This is a genomic window from Candidatus Eisenbacteria bacterium, assembly GCA_020847735.1.
Classification (GTDB): domain Bacteria; phylum Eisenbacteria; class RBG-16-71-46; order RBG-16-71-46; family RBG-16-71-46; genus CAIXRL01.
Genome location: JADLBL010000015.1, coordinates 171,923 through 186,861, shown reverse-complemented (window position 1 = coordinate 186,861; position 14,939 = coordinate 171,923). Strand labels below are relative to the sequence as shown.

General features: G+C 70.3%; 18 protein-coding genes, 4 tRNA genes and 1 other RNA gene. 19 read left to right on the top strand and 4 right to left on the bottom strand.

Translation table 11 applies throughout. The features are described from left to right. Positions 1–6: 6 nt before the first annotated feature. A complete protein-coding gene (gene rph / locus IT347_07110; protein ID MCC6349342.1) occupies positions 7–783 on the top strand; it encodes a ribonuclease PH in 777 nt (258 codons plus the stop codon). Continuing rightward, the gene (gene rdgB, locus IT347_07105; GenBank protein MCC6349341.1) at positions 780–1,355 is read left to right on the top strand and encodes an RdgB/HAM1 family non-canonical purine NTP pyrophosphatase; all 576 of its coding nucleotides are present in this window, start codon (positions 780–782) and stop codon (positions 1,353–1,355) included. The genes rph and rdgB overlap by 4 nt, the downstream gene beginning before the upstream one ends. Before the next feature lie 90 nt (positions 1,356–1,445). On the opposite strand, the gene pyk is transcribed toward rdgB, so the two are convergent. The 4 genes from pyk to IT347_07085 form a co-directional block, all read right to left on the bottom strand. Further along, on the bottom strand, positions 1,446–2,861 hold the full coding sequence (gene pyk, locus IT347_07100; GenBank protein ID MCC6349340.1) for a pyruvate kinase: 1,416 nt from the start codon (positions 2,859–2,861) through the stop codon (positions 1,446–1,448). A gap of 64 nt (positions 2,862–2,925) precedes the next feature. Continuing rightward, positions 2,926–3,001 (bottom strand) — tRNA-His (locus IT347_07095). Positions 3,002–3,039: 38 nt separating this feature from the next. Beyond that, positions 3,040–3,116, bottom strand: a tRNA-Arg gene (locus IT347_07090). 308 nt (positions 3,117–3,424) lie between these two features. Then, a tRNA-Pro gene (locus IT347_07085) sits at positions 3,425–3,501 on the bottom strand. Between the two features lie 213 nt (positions 3,502–3,714). Between IT347_07085 and ssb the strand changes: the two genes are divergently transcribed. From ssb to IT347_07000, 17 genes are all read left to right on the top strand, one after another. Then, complete coding sequence (ssb, locus tag IT347_07080) at positions 3,715–4,176, top strand: single-stranded DNA-binding protein (protein ID MCC6349339.1); 462 nt, start codon at positions 3,715–3,717, stop codon at positions 4,174–4,176. Positions 4,177–4,218: 42 nt separating this feature from the next. Then, positions 4,219–4,571: a transfer-messenger RNA gene (ssrA, locus tag IT347_07075) on the top strand. Between the two features lie 150 nt (positions 4,572–4,721). After that, complete coding sequence (locus IT347_07070) at positions 4,722–5,423, top strand: YggS family pyridoxal phosphate-dependent enzyme (GenBank protein ID MCC6349338.1); 702 nt, start codon at positions 4,722–4,724, stop codon at positions 5,421–5,423. Position 5,424: 1 nt separating this feature from the next. Beyond that, entirely contained in the window at positions 5,425–5,724 is a 300-nt protein-coding gene (locus IT347_07065; protein ID MCC6349337.1) for a YggT family protein, read from the top strand. A gap of 11 nt (positions 5,725–5,735) precedes the next feature. Then, positions 5,736–6,035 carry a DUF167 domain-containing protein gene (locus IT347_07060; GenBank protein MCC6349336.1) on the top strand — a complete coding sequence of 100 codons (300 nt, stop codon included), beginning with the start codon at positions 5,736–5,738 and terminating at the stop codon, positions 6,033–6,035. After that, positions 6,025–6,870: a purine-nucleoside phosphorylase gene (locus IT347_07055; protein MCC6349335.1), complete on the top strand. Its 846-nt coding sequence runs from the start codon at positions 6,025–6,027 to the stop codon at positions 6,868–6,870. Before IT347_07060 ends, IT347_07055 begins: the two co-directional genes overlap by 11 nt. Positions 6,871–7,321: 451 nt before the next feature. Beyond that, a complete protein-coding gene (locus IT347_07050; protein MCC6349334.1) occupies positions 7,322–7,888 on the top strand; it encodes a TraR/DksA C4-type zinc finger protein in 567 nt (188 codons plus the stop codon). Continuing rightward, the gene (lspA, locus tag IT347_07045) at positions 7,885–8,499 is read left to right on the top strand and encodes a signal peptidase II (protein MCC6349333.1); all 615 of its coding nucleotides are present in this window, start codon (positions 7,885–7,887) and stop codon (positions 8,497–8,499) included. The genes IT347_07050 and lspA overlap by 4 nt, the downstream gene beginning before the upstream one ends. Continuing rightward, positions 8,405–9,388 carry an RluA family pseudouridine synthase gene (locus tag IT347_07040; GenBank protein MCC6349332.1) on the top strand — a complete coding sequence of 328 codons (984 nt, stop codon included), beginning with the start codon at positions 8,405–8,407 and terminating at the stop codon, positions 9,386–9,388. The genes lspA and IT347_07040 overlap by 95 nt, the downstream gene beginning before the upstream one ends. Then, entirely contained in the window at positions 9,385–9,852 is a 468-nt protein-coding gene (locus IT347_07035) for an ATP-binding protein (GenBank protein MCC6349331.1), read from the top strand. The genes IT347_07040 and IT347_07035 overlap by 4 nt, the downstream gene beginning before the upstream one ends. Before the next feature lie 8 nt (positions 9,853–9,860). Continuing rightward, on the top strand, positions 9,861–10,301 hold the full coding sequence (gene ruvX, locus IT347_07030; GenBank protein ID MCC6349330.1) for a Holliday junction resolvase RuvX: 441 nt from the start codon (positions 9,861–9,863) through the stop codon (positions 10,299–10,301). Continuing rightward, positions 10,298–11,392 (top strand): endolytic transglycosylase MltG, encoded by a 1,095-nt coding sequence (gene mltG, locus IT347_07025; GenBank protein ID MCC6349329.1) that lies wholly within the window; start codon positions 10,298–10,300, stop codon positions 11,390–11,392. The genes ruvX and mltG overlap by 4 nt, the downstream gene beginning before the upstream one ends. A gap of 159 nt (positions 11,393–11,551) precedes the next feature. Continuing rightward, on the top strand, positions 11,552–12,433 hold the full coding sequence (larE, locus tag IT347_07020) for an ATP-dependent sacrificial sulfur transferase LarE (protein MCC6349328.1): 882 nt from the start codon (positions 11,552–11,554) through the stop codon (positions 12,431–12,433). Between the two features lie 204 nt (positions 12,434–12,637). Beyond that, positions 12,638–12,892 carry a hypothetical protein gene (locus IT347_07015; GenBank protein MCC6349327.1) on the top strand — a complete coding sequence of 85 codons (255 nt, stop codon included), beginning with the start codon at positions 12,638–12,640 and terminating at the stop codon, positions 12,890–12,892. Next, positions 12,883–12,958: transfer RNA gene (locus IT347_07010), tRNA-Val, on the top strand. Before IT347_07015 ends, IT347_07010 begins: the two co-directional genes overlap by 10 nt. Positions 12,959–13,306: 348 nt before the next feature. Continuing rightward, positions 13,307–13,966 (top strand): hypothetical protein, encoded by a 660-nt coding sequence (locus IT347_07005; protein ID MCC6349326.1) that lies wholly within the window; start codon positions 13,307–13,309, stop codon positions 13,964–13,966. 152 nt (positions 13,967–14,118) lie between these two features. Further along, complete coding sequence (locus IT347_07000; protein MCC6349325.1) at positions 14,119–14,862, top strand: hypothetical protein; 744 nt, start codon at positions 14,119–14,121, stop codon at positions 14,860–14,862. Positions 14,863–14,939: the final 77 nt, after the last annotated feature.

Here is a 14,939-nt window from a genome sequence, read left to right as displayed (position 1 = left end):
AAAGCGATCCGCGAGCGCGAGGCCGCGCCGTCCGCCGAAGCGCCGTTCGCCCGCCACGACGGTCGCGCGCCGCGTGCCGCCCGGCCGTTCCGCATCGAGCGCGGTGTCATGTCGCACGCCGAAGGCTCGGCGGTGGTGCACATGGGACGAACGCGCGTGATGTGCAGCGCCAGCGTCGAGGACCGCGTGCCCGGCTGGCTGCGCAACTCCGGCAAGGGCTGGGTCACGGCCGAGTACGGCATGCTGCCGCGCGCGACCGGGACGCGGACGCCGCGCACCAGCCAGACCGGCGGCCGCGCGCAGGAGATCCAGCGGCTCATCGGCCGCTCGCTGCGGGCGGTCACCGATCTCACGGCGTTCGGCGAGCGCACGATCACGCTCGACTGCGACGTGCTCGAGGCCGACGGCGGGACGCGCACGGCGGCGATCAACGGCGCCCTCGTCGCGCTGCACGACGCGTTCGTGAAGCTGTCGAACCAGGGCGCGCTGGCGCGCGCGCCGCTGCGCGACACCGTGTGCGCGATCTCGGTCGGTCTGGTGAAGGGCGTGCCGTGCCTGGACCTCGATTACGTCGAGGACTCCGCCGCCGAAGTGGACATGAACGTCGTGATGACCGGCGCCGGCCGCTTCATCGAGCTGCAGGGCACGGGCGAAGGCACGACGTTCGGCGACGACGATCTTCGGGCGCTGCTGCGGCTCGCCCGCGGCGGCGTCCGCCGCATCGCGGCCCACCAGCGCCGGCTGCTCGGAGGATCGGGACTGCTGCCGGAGGGGCCGAAGTGAGGTTCGTGCTCGCGACGTTCAACCCGGACAAGGCCCGCGAGATGACCGCGTTGCTCGCGCGTCCGGAAATCGAGATCGTCCCGCTCGCCGACTGGCCGGGAGCGGCATCGCCCGAGGAAACGGGCGAGACGCTGCTCGAGAACGCCCGTCTCAAGGCGCGTGCGGCGATGGCCCTGACCGGGCTTCCGGCGATCGCGGACGACACCGGGCTCGAGGTGGACGCGCTCGGAGGCGCCCCCGGCGCGCGCGCGGCGCGCTACGCCGGCCCGCAGGCCCGCTCCACGGACAACGTCGCGAAGCTGTTGCATGAGCTCGGCGCGGTGCCCGAGGCGGGCCGTGCGGCGCGTTTTCGCACCACCTGCGTCGCGTGCTTTCCGGGCGGCCGCGAGATCGTGGCGACCGGAGTGCTCGAAGGCCGCATCGGCCGCGAACCGGCCGGCACGAACGGCTTCGGCTACGACCCGGTGTTCGTCCTGCCCGACGGTCGCACGCTCGCGCAGCTCGGCGCCGCCGAGAAGAACGTCGACTCGCATCGGGCCCGCGCCATCCGCGCCCTCGCCGCGCGGTTGTAAGGCCTTCCGCCCCGCCTGGCGCGACCATCGCCCACGACGCGCGTGCCTGGGCTCTGTCTGAGAACGCCTCGGGGCGTCCTCAGCCAGAACCTAGGCCCCGCCGACGCGGTGGACGCGAATCGTGTTGGTCGAGCCCACGGCCCCCGGCGGAGTCCCGGCGACGATGACGATCGCGTCGCCCGCCGCCACGCGCTGCAGCTCGAGCAGCGAGCGTTCGACGCCGCGCACCATTTCGTCCGTGTCGTGCATGTGCGGGGCCACGAAGGTCTCGATGCCCCACTGCAGTGCCAGGCGGCTTCGCACCGCCGTGTCGGACGTGAACGCGAGGAGCGGTATGGAGCAGCGGTGCGCCGCGAGCAGTCGAGCCGACGCGCCCGAGGTCGTGAAGGCGGCGAGCGCCGTCGCTCCGGTGCTCTCGGCGATCCGCACCGCCGCCGCGGCGATCGCGTGCGGCACGGAATCGTCGAGCCCGGCCAGCGGCGGCAGCCGGAAGTCGTCGGGGCGCTCGGCCTCCTCGATGATCCGGGCCATCGTCGAAACCGATTCGACCGGCCACTGGCCGATGCTCGTCTCGCCCGACAGCATCAACGCGTCGGCGCCGTCGAGCACCGCGTTCGCGACGTCAGAGGCCTCGGCCCGTGTCGGCCTCGGGTGCGCGATCATGGAATCGAGCATCTGTGTCGCGACGATGACCGGCCGGGAAAACTCGCGCGCCAGTTGCACCGCACGCTTCTGCACGAACGGCACCTGTTCGAGCGGGATCTCGACGCCCAGATCGCCGCGCGCCACCATCAGGCCGTCGAACGCGCGCACGATCGCGCTCAGGCCCGCCACCGCCTCGGGCTTCTCGATCTTGGCGATCACCGGAAGCCGGTCGCCGAACTCGTCCATGACCGCGTGCACGTCCCGGATGTCCTCCGGCCGGCGCACGAACGACAGCGCCACCAGGTCCACGCGCAGGCCCATGGCGAAACGCAGGTCCTCGCGGTCCCGCTCGCTCACGCTCGGGGCGCTCACCTGCACGCCGGGCAGGTTGAGGCCCTTGTGGTCCGAAATCGTCCCGCCCTCGATCACCCGGCAGCGCACGCGCGTGCCGTCGCTCGATTCGACCCGCAGCTTCACCCTGCCGTCGTCGATCAGCAGCGTGTCGCCCGACTTCACGTCGGCGGGCAGGGCGGCGTAGGTCGTGGAGGCGCGCGTCGCGTCGCCGGTGACGTCTTCGGTCGTGAGCGTGAAGGAGGCGCCGTTCACGAGCTCGGCCGAACCGCCCGCGAAGGCTCCGAGCCGGATCTTGGGGCCCTGCAGATCGGCGAGCACGCCGACGGCGTGGCCGGTTTCGTCCGAGGCGCGGCGCACGTGCGCGTAGAGCCGCGCGTGCTCCTCGTGCGTGCCGTGGGAGAAGTTCAAGCGCGCCACGTCCATGCCCGCGCGCACCAGCGCGAGAACCGATTCGTAGCGCGAGGTCGCGGGGCCCAGCGTGCAGACGATCTTCGCGCGTCTCGTCATGCGGGCCCTCGTACGTCCCGCGCCGGCCGCGCGACCGCGGGGCCGCGCGGACCCGGGAGAAAGATGGGGTGGATGATGGGGTTCGAACCCACGACCCTCGGGACCACAACCCGATGCTCTGCCAGCTGAGCTACATCCACCATCAACTTTGACCCGGTCACCGCGCCGGGCGCGACATTGGCGCGCCTGGAGGGGATCGAACCCCCGACCGTCGGATTAGAAATCCGATGCTCTATCCAACTGAGCTACAGGCGCTGGCAGGACGCGGCTTTTCGCCGATTACCGCGCCGGCTCGGTCGCGGCGTGCTCGACGTATCTCCCGATACGACTGCGCGCGCCGCTCGGTCGCCGGCTTGTACTCGACGAAAATCCGCGTCCTGCCGCGTTTCTGCGACCACTGCGCCGGCTCGGTCGCGGCGTGCTCGACGTATCTCCCGATACGACTGCGCGCGCCGCTCGGTCGCCGGCTTGTACTCGACGAAAATCCGCGTCCTGCCGCGTTCTTGCGAAGCCTTGCTTCGGCCGGCAACGTCGGGGCCGTCCCGGCGGCCCCCGTTGAAAGCTGGTCGGGGCGAGAGGATTTGAACCTCCGACACCCTGCTCCCAAAGCAGGTGCGCTACCGGGCTGCGCCACGCCCCGAACGAACCGCTGATTCGAATCGGGCGGGCAGGATACTGACGGTGGGATGGGGCGTCAATCGGCGGCGGGCGTGGCGGGCTTCGCCCTCGGGGGCCGTGGGGGCCCGCGCCTGAGGCCTTGGGTTCGGCCGCCGCAGGCCCTATTCTTCACCCACTTCATTCCCGCCCCGGTGCGCCCCCGCGGCGCCCCCAGTATTCCTCCAAGGAGTTCCACATGAGCGTCAACAAAGTGTTCCTGCTCGGGCATCTCGGGCGCGACCCCGAGGTTCGCCACACGCAGGGCGGGACGACCGTCGCCAACCTCCGGCTCGCGACCAACGAGCGCCGCCCGGACGGGCAGGGCGGCTGGAAGGACGAGACGGAGTGGCACAGCGTGGTCGTGTTCGGCAAGCAGGCCGACAACGTGAAGAAGTACCTCACGAAGGGCCGCGAGATCTTCGTCGAAGGATCGCTCCGCACGCGCCAGTGGCAGGACCAGCAGGGCCAGAAGCGCTACTCGACCGAGATCGTCGCGCGGGACATCCGCTTCGTCGGCGGGCGCGGGGGTGCGGGTGGCGGCGCGCCGGCGGCGGGCGGTGGCTTCGAGCGTCACGAGGACGTGGGCCAGCCGGTGCCGGGCGGTGACGAAATGGCCGACTTCGGCGGCGGCGGGAACGACGACGACATTCCGTTCTGATCAGCGCGGGCGCGCGCCCCGCGCCCGGTGAGCGGTTCGAGTGGGGGCGATTGGCTTCGACGGGAGTTTTGAAGCTTCGAGCGCAAGCCGGGGACCCGTGACCTCGTCAAAAAGAACGGGAACATTCATCTGCCAACGAGCAGATGGCTCTCGCTGCCTAATTAGGCAGTGACGCCTTCCCGGACCCCGCCTGTGGGGGCCGGAGCGGGCGCCAGACAAACGCAGGCTGGTCCAAAGGGGTCGCCCGGCCGCGGAGGACGAGAACCAAGCGGGCTGGCTCGCCGCGATCCCGTCGGTGGGAGCAAGGCGGGCGAGACTCAAATCGCCGAACAAGCTTGTAGTGCTCGCTGCAGACGAACTTTCGGACGCGGGTTCGATTCCCGCCGCCTCCACCACTCTCGCCGTATCCACGAGCCGCCCGATCGGGCGGCTCGCGGCGTTTCGCGCGCCCCTCGCGCCTCCTCGAGCCGGGTGCCGAACGGCGATGTTTCCGCTTGCCGCCCGCAAGGCTCCGCACTAGTCTCCCGCGTCCCGTGAACGCATCCATGGTCACTCTGACGGAGCGCTTCGCGCTCGTTCGAGGGCGCATCGCGGACGCTGAACAACGCTCCGGGCGCGCCCCCGGCGCCGTGACGCTGATCGGGGTGGTCAAGACGCAGTCTCCCGAGGTCGTGGCGGCGGCGGTGCGGTCGGGCCTCCTGGATCTGGGGGAGAACCGGGTCCAGGAGGCCGAGTCGCACCAGCGCGCCGTGGGCCGCACGCAGGCGAGGTGGCACATGATCGGCCATCTGCAGGGGAACAAGGCCGGCAAGGCCCTCGAGTGCTTCGACCTGATCCACGGGGTGGACGATGCGGGCCTGGCCGGAACCCTGGCCCGTCGCGCCCGCGCCGCGGGTCGCGTGATGCCGGTGCTGGTCGAAGTGAACGTGAGCGGGGAAGGCTCCAAGTTCGGCGTGGCGCCCGCGGGGCTGCCGGAACTGCTGGAGCGGATCGCCCCGCTGGAGGGAATCGAGCTGCGGGGACTGATGACGGTGGGCGCGCCGGTGGCGCGGCCCGGGGACGCGCGGCCCGCTTTCGCGGAGCTGCGGGCGCTGCGCGAACAGGGCGAGCGGCTCCTCGGGCGGAAGCTGCCGGAGCTGTCCATGGGTATGAGCGGCGATTACGAGGTCGCGATCGAGGAAGGCGCGACGTTCGTGCGTGTCGGCACCGCGCTCTTCGGCGGGCGTGCGCCGCGATCGGAGAAGTGACGTGTTCGTGTTCGGAAACCTGATGGGTGCCGTCGCCTGGCTGGCGGGACTCGTGTTCGACGCGCTGATGCTGGTGATTCTGCTCAACGCGGTGCTGTCGTGGTTTCGACTCGACCCTTCGAACCCGATCCTCCTGCTGCTGGATCGAGTCTCGGATTTCGTCTGCAATCCCATCCGCCGGTTGTTCCCGACCGTGGTGAGCGGCATCGACCTGGCGCCGCTGATCGCCATGATCGCGCTGATGTTCCTGCGGGCGTGGATCGTGCCGACGTTGTACGGAATCGCGGCGCGCATGGGATGAGCACGGCTCGGATCGCCGTGAGGGTTCATCCCGGGGCGCGCCGGCACGGGCTGCTCGGGAGGCTGGCGAGCGGGGAATGGAAGGTCGCGGTCAGCGCGCCGCCCGAAGGTGGACGCGCGAACGAAGCGGTGGTGGAGCTGCTGGCCGGACTGCTCGGCGTGAAGCGCGGGCAGGTGAAGGTGACGCGGGGCTTGTCCTCGCGGGCGAAGACGGTCGAAGTGACGGGCCTGGAGACGGGCGAAGCCGGACAACGGCTCGCCGCCGCGCTCCCGGGCGCGAGGGGAGAGATCGGGAAGCACGATGGCGAGTGAGCTGCTGAACCGCATCCGCGAGTCGGCGGAATGGATCCGGGGCCGGACGAAGGTGAAGCCCGAGGTGGGCGTCATCCTCGGAACGGGCCTGGGGGATTTCGCGGGCGCGCTCGACCTGGAGGTCGCGATTCCGTACGGCGACATCCCGCACTTCCCGCGTTCGACCGTCGAAAGCCATGCGGGCGAATTGCACCTGGGACGCCTCGCCGGACGGCCCGTGGCGGTGATGAAGGGCCGCGTGCACTACTACGAGGGCTACTCGATGCAGCAAGTCACGTTCCCCGTGCGGGTGCTGAACGCCCTCGGATGCCGCACGCTGATCGTGACCAACGCGTGCGGAGGCATGAACCCGGACATGCCGGCGGGCACCATCGTGGTGACGACCGATCACCTCAACCTGATGGGAGCGAACCCGCTCATCGGCCCGAACGACGACGAGCTGGGGCCGCGCTTCCCGGACATGAGCGAGGCCTACTCGCGGCCGCTGGTCGCGCTGGCCGAGAAGGTCGCGCTCGAACAGAGGCTTCCGCTGCAACGTGGCGTGTTCGCGGCGGTGGCGGGACCCAACCTCGAAACCCCGGCCGAGTACCGGTTCCTGCGCGGAATCGGGGCCGACATGGTGGGCATGTCGCTCGTGCCCGAGAACCTGGTGGCCGTGCATGGGGGCCAGCGCGTGCTGGCGTTCAACGTGGTCACCGACGCGTGCCTGCCCGACGCGCTGCACCCGGTGGACATCGCCGCGGTGCTGGCGGTCGCGAGGCGCACGGCGCCGACCCTGACCCGGCTCGTGACCGAGGTCGTGCGGCGGCTGGACGAAGCGGCAGGGAACTGTTGAGGGCACGGCGCGGGGGGCCGCGCTGCACAACCCGGAGGTGATGACGATGGCGAGCGTGCGCAGGAGGATCGCCGGCAAGGCGGCGAAGACGTCGAAGCCTGCCGCGAAGTCGAAAGGCCACGCGAAGTCGAAGCCGGCTGCGAAGAAGCCGGCCGCGAAAGCGAAGGCCTCGCCCGGACGCACGAGCGCGGCGAAGCCGAGCCGCCCGGTGAAGGGCAAGTCCGCGCGCGCCGGAAAGCCGCTCGCGAAAGCGGCTCCGAGTGCCTCCGCGAAGCCTTCGGCAAAGCCTGCCGCGAAGCCTCTCGCCAGGGCTTCGGCGAAGCTCGCGGCGAAGCCGGCCGTGAAGCCGGCGCCGCCGGCCGCGCCGGTACGCATGGGCCCCCCCCGACTCGTGCCCGCCACCGCGGAGGCCCGGGCCCGTGCCGCGAAACCCGCTTCCGGCAAGTCCAGGGTGACCACCCGGACGCCGGCCGAAGTGCGCCCGCTCGGCGTGCTGCCGCCGGAATCGCAGGCCCGCCCGCGCCACGTGCCTTCGCGGCCCGTCGTCGCGGCGCCGCGCCCGGCGGCGGCACGGGGACCTAAGGCCGCTTCTCCGAGGAAGGGAGACGAGCGGCTCGGCGAGGAGGATCTCAGGTACTTCGAGGCAAAACTGCTGGCGATGCGTGCCCGAATCATGCGCGAGCTGGGGCATCTCGAGAGCACCGTCCTCAAGGTCAACCCGCGCGATTCGTCGGGGGAACTCTCGGGCTACGCGTCCCACATGGCGGATGCGGGCACGGACTCGATGGAGCGTGAAAAGTCCTTCGACCTCGCGTCGAAGGAGGGACGGCTGCTCCTCGAGATCGACGACGCCCTGCGCCGCGTGTACAACGGCACCTACGGCATCTGCGAGGCGAGCGGTCTGCCCATCTCGAAGGCGCGGCTCGAGGCCCTGCCCTGGGCGCGACGCTCGCTCGAGGAGCAGGAGAAGCTCGAGAAGGAGCAGCGCGCCGGCCGGCTCGCGCCGAGCGCCGAGTGAAGCGCTCGCCCGCGCTGCTGCTCGGCATCGCGACGTTCGCGGTCGTCCTCGACCAGTGGACGAAGCGGCTCGCGACCGAGCACCTGGCGTCCGCGCCGCCGGTGCGCCTCGTGGGCGAACTGGTGCAGCTGACCTACACCCGAAACTCGGGCATCGCGTTCGGCCTGCTGGCCGGGCGCAACTTTCCGCTTTACGTGTTTTCGATCATCGCCGCCGTGGCGGTGATCGTCCTGTTCCTTCGGCACGCGAGACTGTCGGCGGCCCGGCACGTCTCGCTCGCGCTCATCCTGGGCGGCGCGGTCGGCAACCTCATCGATCGTGTGACGAGCGGCGAAGTCGTGGACTTCATCCTGCTCGCCTGGCGGGGCCACGAGTTCCCGGTCTTCAACCTGGCGGACGTCGCGGTCACGACCGGGGTCGCGTTGTTCGCGCTCGTCTGGTCGCGCGATCACGATCACGATCCGGCGGTGGAGCACCCCGAAGACAGGCCGGCGGGCGGCGCGGAGACGGACTGGCATGAATCGCACGATCGACCTGACCGTGCCTCCGGAGACGGCGGGCGAGAGAGTGGACCGCTGGCTCGCGAAGGCGCGGATCGGACTCAGCCGTAATCGCGTCCAGACGCTGATCGAAGCCGGGCGGGTGAACGTCAACGACCGCGCGGCGCGCCCGTCGCTGAAGCTGAAGGCGGGCGACCGCGTCGTGGTCGAAGTGCCGCCGCGCCGCGCCACGCGGCTCGAGCCCGAGGCGCTTCCGCTCGCCATCGTCCACGAGGACGAGGCGCTGCTCGTGCTCGACAAGCCGGCGGGGCTCGTCGTCCACCCCGGGGCCGGGGTCCAGAGCGGCACACTCGTGCACGCGCTGCTCCACCACGCGCCGGCCATCGCGAGCGTCGGTGGCGAGGGCCGTCCGGGAATCGTGCACCGGCTCGACAAGGACACGTCGGGCCTGCTCGTCGTCGCCAAGACCGAGGAGGCCTACCAGGCCCTGATCGAGGCCCTGCGTGAACGCAGGGTCTCGCGCGTCTACCGCGCGATCGTCTGGGGCGACCCCGGCCCGAGCCATGGCGAAATCGACCTGCCGATCGGCCGGGATCCCGGGGACCGCAAGCGCATGGCGGTGGTCCGCCAGGGCGGGCGGCCCGCGCGCACCCACTGGCGGGTGCTCGAGCGGTTCGGGCTCGCCACGCTGCTCGAGGTGAGGCTCGAGACCGGCCGGACGCACCAGATCCGGGTCCACCTGGCGGCGGTCCGGCACCCGGTGCTCGGGGATCCCGTGTACGGCGGTCGTGTCAAAAAGTCGTTGAGCCTTCGTCCGTCGGAGCGTAGCCTCGCGGACGCCTTGCTGCGCGTTCTCCGGCGGCAGGCTCTGCATGCGGCCACGCTCGAGCTCACGCACCCTGTCTCGGGCCGGCCGCTTCGTTTCGATTCGCCTCTCCCGGAAGACTTTGCCCGGGCGCTCGAGCGACTGCGAGCGTTCATCGAGAATCGTACCCCGTGATCCCTCCCATGGCCGATCCCTCGACCCCCGACGTCATCAGTCTGCGGATGCCGAGCCGGTTGGAGTTGCTCGCGGTCCTCGATCGGGTGACGCTCGCCCTGTGCGAGCGCATGGAGTTCGACGAGGACACGACCTCGCAGTTCAGCATGTCGGTCATCGAGGCGGGCACGAACGCCATCCAGCACGGCAACCAGCAGGACGCGACGAAGTCCTTCGAGGTCGAGTTCACGCTCCATCCGGATCGTCTCGAAGTGTGCGTCCACGACCAGGGCGGCGGCTTCGACCCGGCGAGCCTGAACGCGGACGTCACGGCGCCCGAACACCTGTTCGACATGCGGGGCCGCGGCATCTTCATCATGCGCTCGTGCTGCGACGCCGTGGACTTCCGTTTCGGACCCGGAGGCACGACCTGCCTGCTGGTCAAGCATCGCCCGCAGCCGCAGTCTCGCGCCGCCGACGCCTGAGGGCAGGATTGCCCCGCATTCTCGCCGTGGACTGGGGAGAGCGCCGCATCGGGCTGGCCGTGTGCGATCCGACCGGCACCGTGGCGAGCGGCCTGAGGACTCTGGTCGTCGGCGGCGCCTCCGACGCCATCGCCCAGGCCGCGGGCGCGGCGCGGGAGGTCGAAGCCGACTCGATCGTGGTGGGCCTGCCGCTGCTGCTCTCCGGTGAACGAGGCGCCGCCGCGATCGCCGCCGAGAAGTTCGCCGACGGGCTCGCGAAGGCGACCGGTCTGCCGGTGGCGACGTACGACGAACGGCTGACCTCGGCGCTCGCCAGCCGCCGCATGCACGAGCGCGGCGAACGCCGGCGAAACAAGTGCCGGGTGGACCAGGACGCCGCGATCGCGTTGCTCGAATCGTGGCTTCAGAAGCTCGCGGCGGATCGGCAGCGCGGCGGAGGGCGGCCATGAACGCGCCGCGGCCGCGACCGGCGCAGGCCTTCCGTCCGCGTCGCTGGACGTGGCTCCTGCTACTCGCGGCGCTGCTGGCGCCGGCGTACGAGCTGTTCCTGCCGGCGGGAATCCGGCCGCCGAACGAGCGGCGCATCGTCATCATCGAGCGCGGCAAGTCGCTGCGCACGATCGCCGCCGAGCTGCAGCGCGTCGGGGTCATCCGCAGCCCGTTCGGCTTCCTGGTGCTCGCCCGGCTCATGCGCCTCGATCGCAGCATCAAGGCCGGGCAATACGCGTTCCGGCTGGGAACCACGGTGCCGGCGCTGCTGCGTGCGCTCGACCGGGGCATGTACGGCCTCGACCTCGTGCGCCTGCCGGAAGGCCTCACCATGGCGCAGACCTTCGCCCTGCTCGCCCCCCGGCTGGGAGTGCCGCCGGCGCGGCTGGACTCGCTCGCGCGCGACCCGGCGCTGCTCGACTCGCTGGGCGTCACGAGTCCCTCGCTCGAGGGCTGGCTGGCCCCCGACTCGTACGAATGGCTGCCGGGGACGCCCGTCGAATCGGTGCTGCGCACGATGGTGGCGCGCACCCGCGAACGACTGCGCCGTGCCACCGCCGGCTGCGACTCGCTGCCGCTCGACTTCGATCCGCCCGAGTTGCTCACCCTCGCTTCGATCGTCGAGGCCGAGGCGCAGGTGGACGACGAGCGTCCGCACATCGCCCGCGTCTACCTGAACCGGCTCGTGAAGGACATGCGCCTGCAGGCGGACCCGACCGTGGGCTACGCCCTCGGCCGCGGTCCGCGTTCGCGGCTGCTGCTGCGTGACCTCAAGGTGGACTCGGACTACAACACCTATCTGCATGACGGACTTCCGCCGGGACCGGTCTGCAACCCCGGCTACCGCAGCATCGAGGCCGTGGTGTACGCGACGCCGGGGTCGCGCGACCTTTATTTCGTCGCCCGCGGCGACGGACGGCACATGTTCGCCCAGACGTACGCCCAGCACCTCGCGAACATCTCCGCGGCACGCGCCCTGCAGGCGCTGATGGCGTCGCGCCGCGCGCTGGCCGACAGCGCGGCCGCGGTCGCCGCCGACTCGGCGCGCTGAACGCGTCCGGGACAGCTTGCTGCCCGCTCCGCGCGGTGCGGGCGGGCCGTGACGACGGTGGAGACGCCCCTCGATCGGATGGTCGGTGGCTCGCCGAGCGGACCTCCTGCACGTCCCCGGATGCCGAATCCCCGGGAATCCACTAGCATGCACGCCCTGATGAACGGGCCCGTCCTCCTCTCGATTCGCGATCCGCGCCTCGATCCGCTCGCCGGCCTCGGCTGGCGCGAGAGACTCGATCGTCTCCGCCGGCGCATTCATTCGCTCGGGCGGGTCGTGGTCGCCTACTCCGGCGGGGTGGACTCGAGCGTCGTGCTGCGCGTCGCGCACGAACAGCTCGGGGCCGGCGTTCTGGCGGTCGTCGGGCGCTCCGATTCCTACGCGCTGCGCGAGCTGGAGCTGGCGCTCGCTCAGGCGGCGGGATTCGGGGCCGCCGTCGAGGTCGTGACGACGGGCGAACTTTCGAACCCGGACTTCGCGAGCAACCCCGCGGACCGCTGCTATCACTGCAAGAGCGAGCTGTACCGCCGGCTCGAGCAGGTCGCGGGCCGCTTCGGCGCGGCCGCGGTGCTCGACGGGACCATCGCCGACGACGCGTCCGACCACCGGCCGGGTCGCCGCGCGGCGGAGGAACGACGGGTGCTCTCGCCGCTCGCCGAGCTCGGCTTTCGCAAGGCGGACGTGCGGGCGGTGGCGGAACATTTCGGCCTTGCGAGCCACGACAAGCCGGCTTCGCCCTGCCTCGCCTCGCGCATCCCGTACGGCACCACCATCACGCCCGAGATCCTGGCCCGCGTCGAGCGGGCTGAGGACGTCGTGCGGGCGCTGGGCTTCGCCGCGCTGCGCGTGCGCCATCACGGGGACGTCGCCCGGCTCGAGCTGCCACTCCCGGAACTCTCCCGTGCGCTCGATCCGGACGTGCGGGCGGAACTGGTGGCGGGCCTTCGGGCCGCCGGATATCGCTTTGTTTCGCTCGACCTTGAGGGACTGCGCTCGGGAAGCCTCAACCGTGCGCTCGAGCCTCGACCACCAGCCAAATAACCGGGAACCATCGCCGCGGGCGCCCGGTAGTACACGGTGCGCCCCTCAGGAGGCGGCGGCACACCCCGCGATCTTCGCTGAGATCGTCCAGTGCCCCGGGCCTCGATCAGGTTCGGAGACCAGCCGACGATCTCGGACGAGTTCGCATCGTTCGAAGTCGTCGGCGTTGCTTTTTTTCGCCTCCAGGGCGCAGGGAGAACGCAAGTGAACACCAAGGCCAACGTCACGAAGCCGAGGTCGCTCCGAAGCAAGCCGCAGCCGGAGGTGGACCTGGGGTTCCAGTGGGGCCCCATGAACACGGTGCTGCTGGCGGTCGGGGTGGCGCTGCTCGTGGCGGGTTACCTGAGCCTTTCCCGGGGGTCCATCACCATGGCCCCGGTGCTCCTGGTGACCGGGTACTGCGTGTTCATCCCAGCTTCCCTGCTGGTGCGCGGAAGGGGATCGGCCTCGGGCGAATAGCTCAGCGGGTAGAGCACTTGCCTTACAAGCAAGGGGTCACAGGTTCGAGCCCTGTTTCGCCCACCAGCAGACGGAGCGAAGTTGCGTATCGACAGTCGTTTGTAAGCGCAGGGGGGGTTCGTTGGGCCGCGCCGGTGGTGACCGGCGCCAGCACTCTGGCAAAGGGCCCCGATTCGGGCGGGTGGTCACGAAAAACTTTCTTGACACCGCGGGAACAGGAAACCTAGACTTTTCCCGTCTTGGAAACTCTTGTGAGCGCGGCAGATAAGCTCGCCCGAGATGCTTCGAACTCGACATCTTGTTCATTGATCAAGAGTTCGAAAGGAGGTGGCTCGCAGCCAGACCTGATTGCGCGCAACTGAGCCTTGCCTGGAACTCTGCATCAGCGATTCACCATCTATGGGAGGTGCAACAATGACTGGTTTGGTTCGCAAGGCCGCGGTGCTCGCGGCGTGCGGCGTGGTCTTCGGCGCCGCGGTCGCGTTCGCCGGCGTGCCGAGCCCCGCGAATTCGACGATTCCGGCGCGCATCAACCTGGTCGGCGCGAATGCCGGCGTGGCGGATGCGGGCGCGCAGTCCTCGCTCGTGACGATCACCGTGCGTGACCTCGCGGCGAATCCGATCGCGAACTCGTCGGTCGTGCTGGATTTCACCGGCAATGTCAGCGACACCCGTATCGGTGATGCGACCAGCCAGCTGTATGCCGGTGTCGTCGCCAACTGCGGCACGCACGGTGTCAGCTCGCTGACGGACGCCCTCGGCGTCGCGACGTTCGTCGTGATGGGCGGCGGCAAGAGCCCGACGGGTGCTGCGCATGCGGCGGGTGCTGCCAAGATTTACGCCGACGGCGTGCTGCTCGGAACGCTCAACGTCGGTAGCTACGACCTGAACGGCGTCGACGGTGTGACGCTCGCCGACCTGGCGCTCTGGGCGGCGGACTACTTCGGCGCTGGCAATCCGGATCGCGCCGACTACAACAACGCCGGTGGCGTGGATCTGGTGGACCTGTCCACGTGGGGCGCCACGTACTTCGCGGGCGGCTCGAACACCAGCTCGACCACGTATTGCCCGTAGTCGCAACTCGCCAGACATCCCCCCGGGGCTAGCTACTCTGTGTGATATGGAAGAGCTGCCCCTCCGGGAGCTGTGTGGTGGTCAGAATCGGTACTGCTTCAAGGTAGACATCGTCCCCCTCTAACCCCCATCTGTTCCAACCGGAGGAGCTCATGAAGAAGATTCTTACCCTCGCGGCCACCCTGATGGTCATCGGCGCCTCGGCCTCCATGGCGAGCGGCCTGTACCTCAACTGGGATGACTGCTCGGCGGCGTCGGGCGGTGCCGGCGTCCAGCAGAAGACGTTCGCCTGCAACTTGAACACGGGCGCCGGCTTCGCGCTCTACACCTCGGTTGCCGTTCCGACGACCATGCCGAAGTTCACCGCGACGTCGGCGATCGTGGATGTCGCTGTTGACGCCCCGACGCTGCCCGACTGGTGGCTGACGAATGCCGGCCAGTGCCGACCGAACGCCGTCACGATGTCGTTCGACCCGGTGGTGCTGGCGCTTTCGTGCCCGAACATCTGGGCGGACGGCATCCTCCTGTCGGTGTTCGCCGCCCAGCAGGGCACGAACGGTCCGAACAAGGTCCGTCTGAACGGCGGCGCCGCGATTCCGGCCGGCAGCGAAATCACCGTCAATGCCGACGGCACCGAGCTGCTCGTTTCCAAGGTCAACATCTCGCGCACCAAGTCCACCGGCACGGGCAGCTGTGCCGGCTGCAACCTGGGCGCGTGCCTCGTGCTGAACGAGTGCTTCCTGCAGCAGCCCGCGGGCATGGGTGACTACCGCGTCACCAACGCGGCGACCCCGGGCAGCAACTTCGTGACGTGGCAGGGCGGCGTCGCGCAGTGCCCGCTGCCGACCCCCGCGCAGAACCGCACGTGGGGCGCGGTCAAGAACCTGTACCGCTAAGCTTCACCGCAGCTCAGGGACGGCCACCTCGCAAGAGGTGGCCGTTCCCATCTGGCCGGACGCCCCCGAGTCCGCAC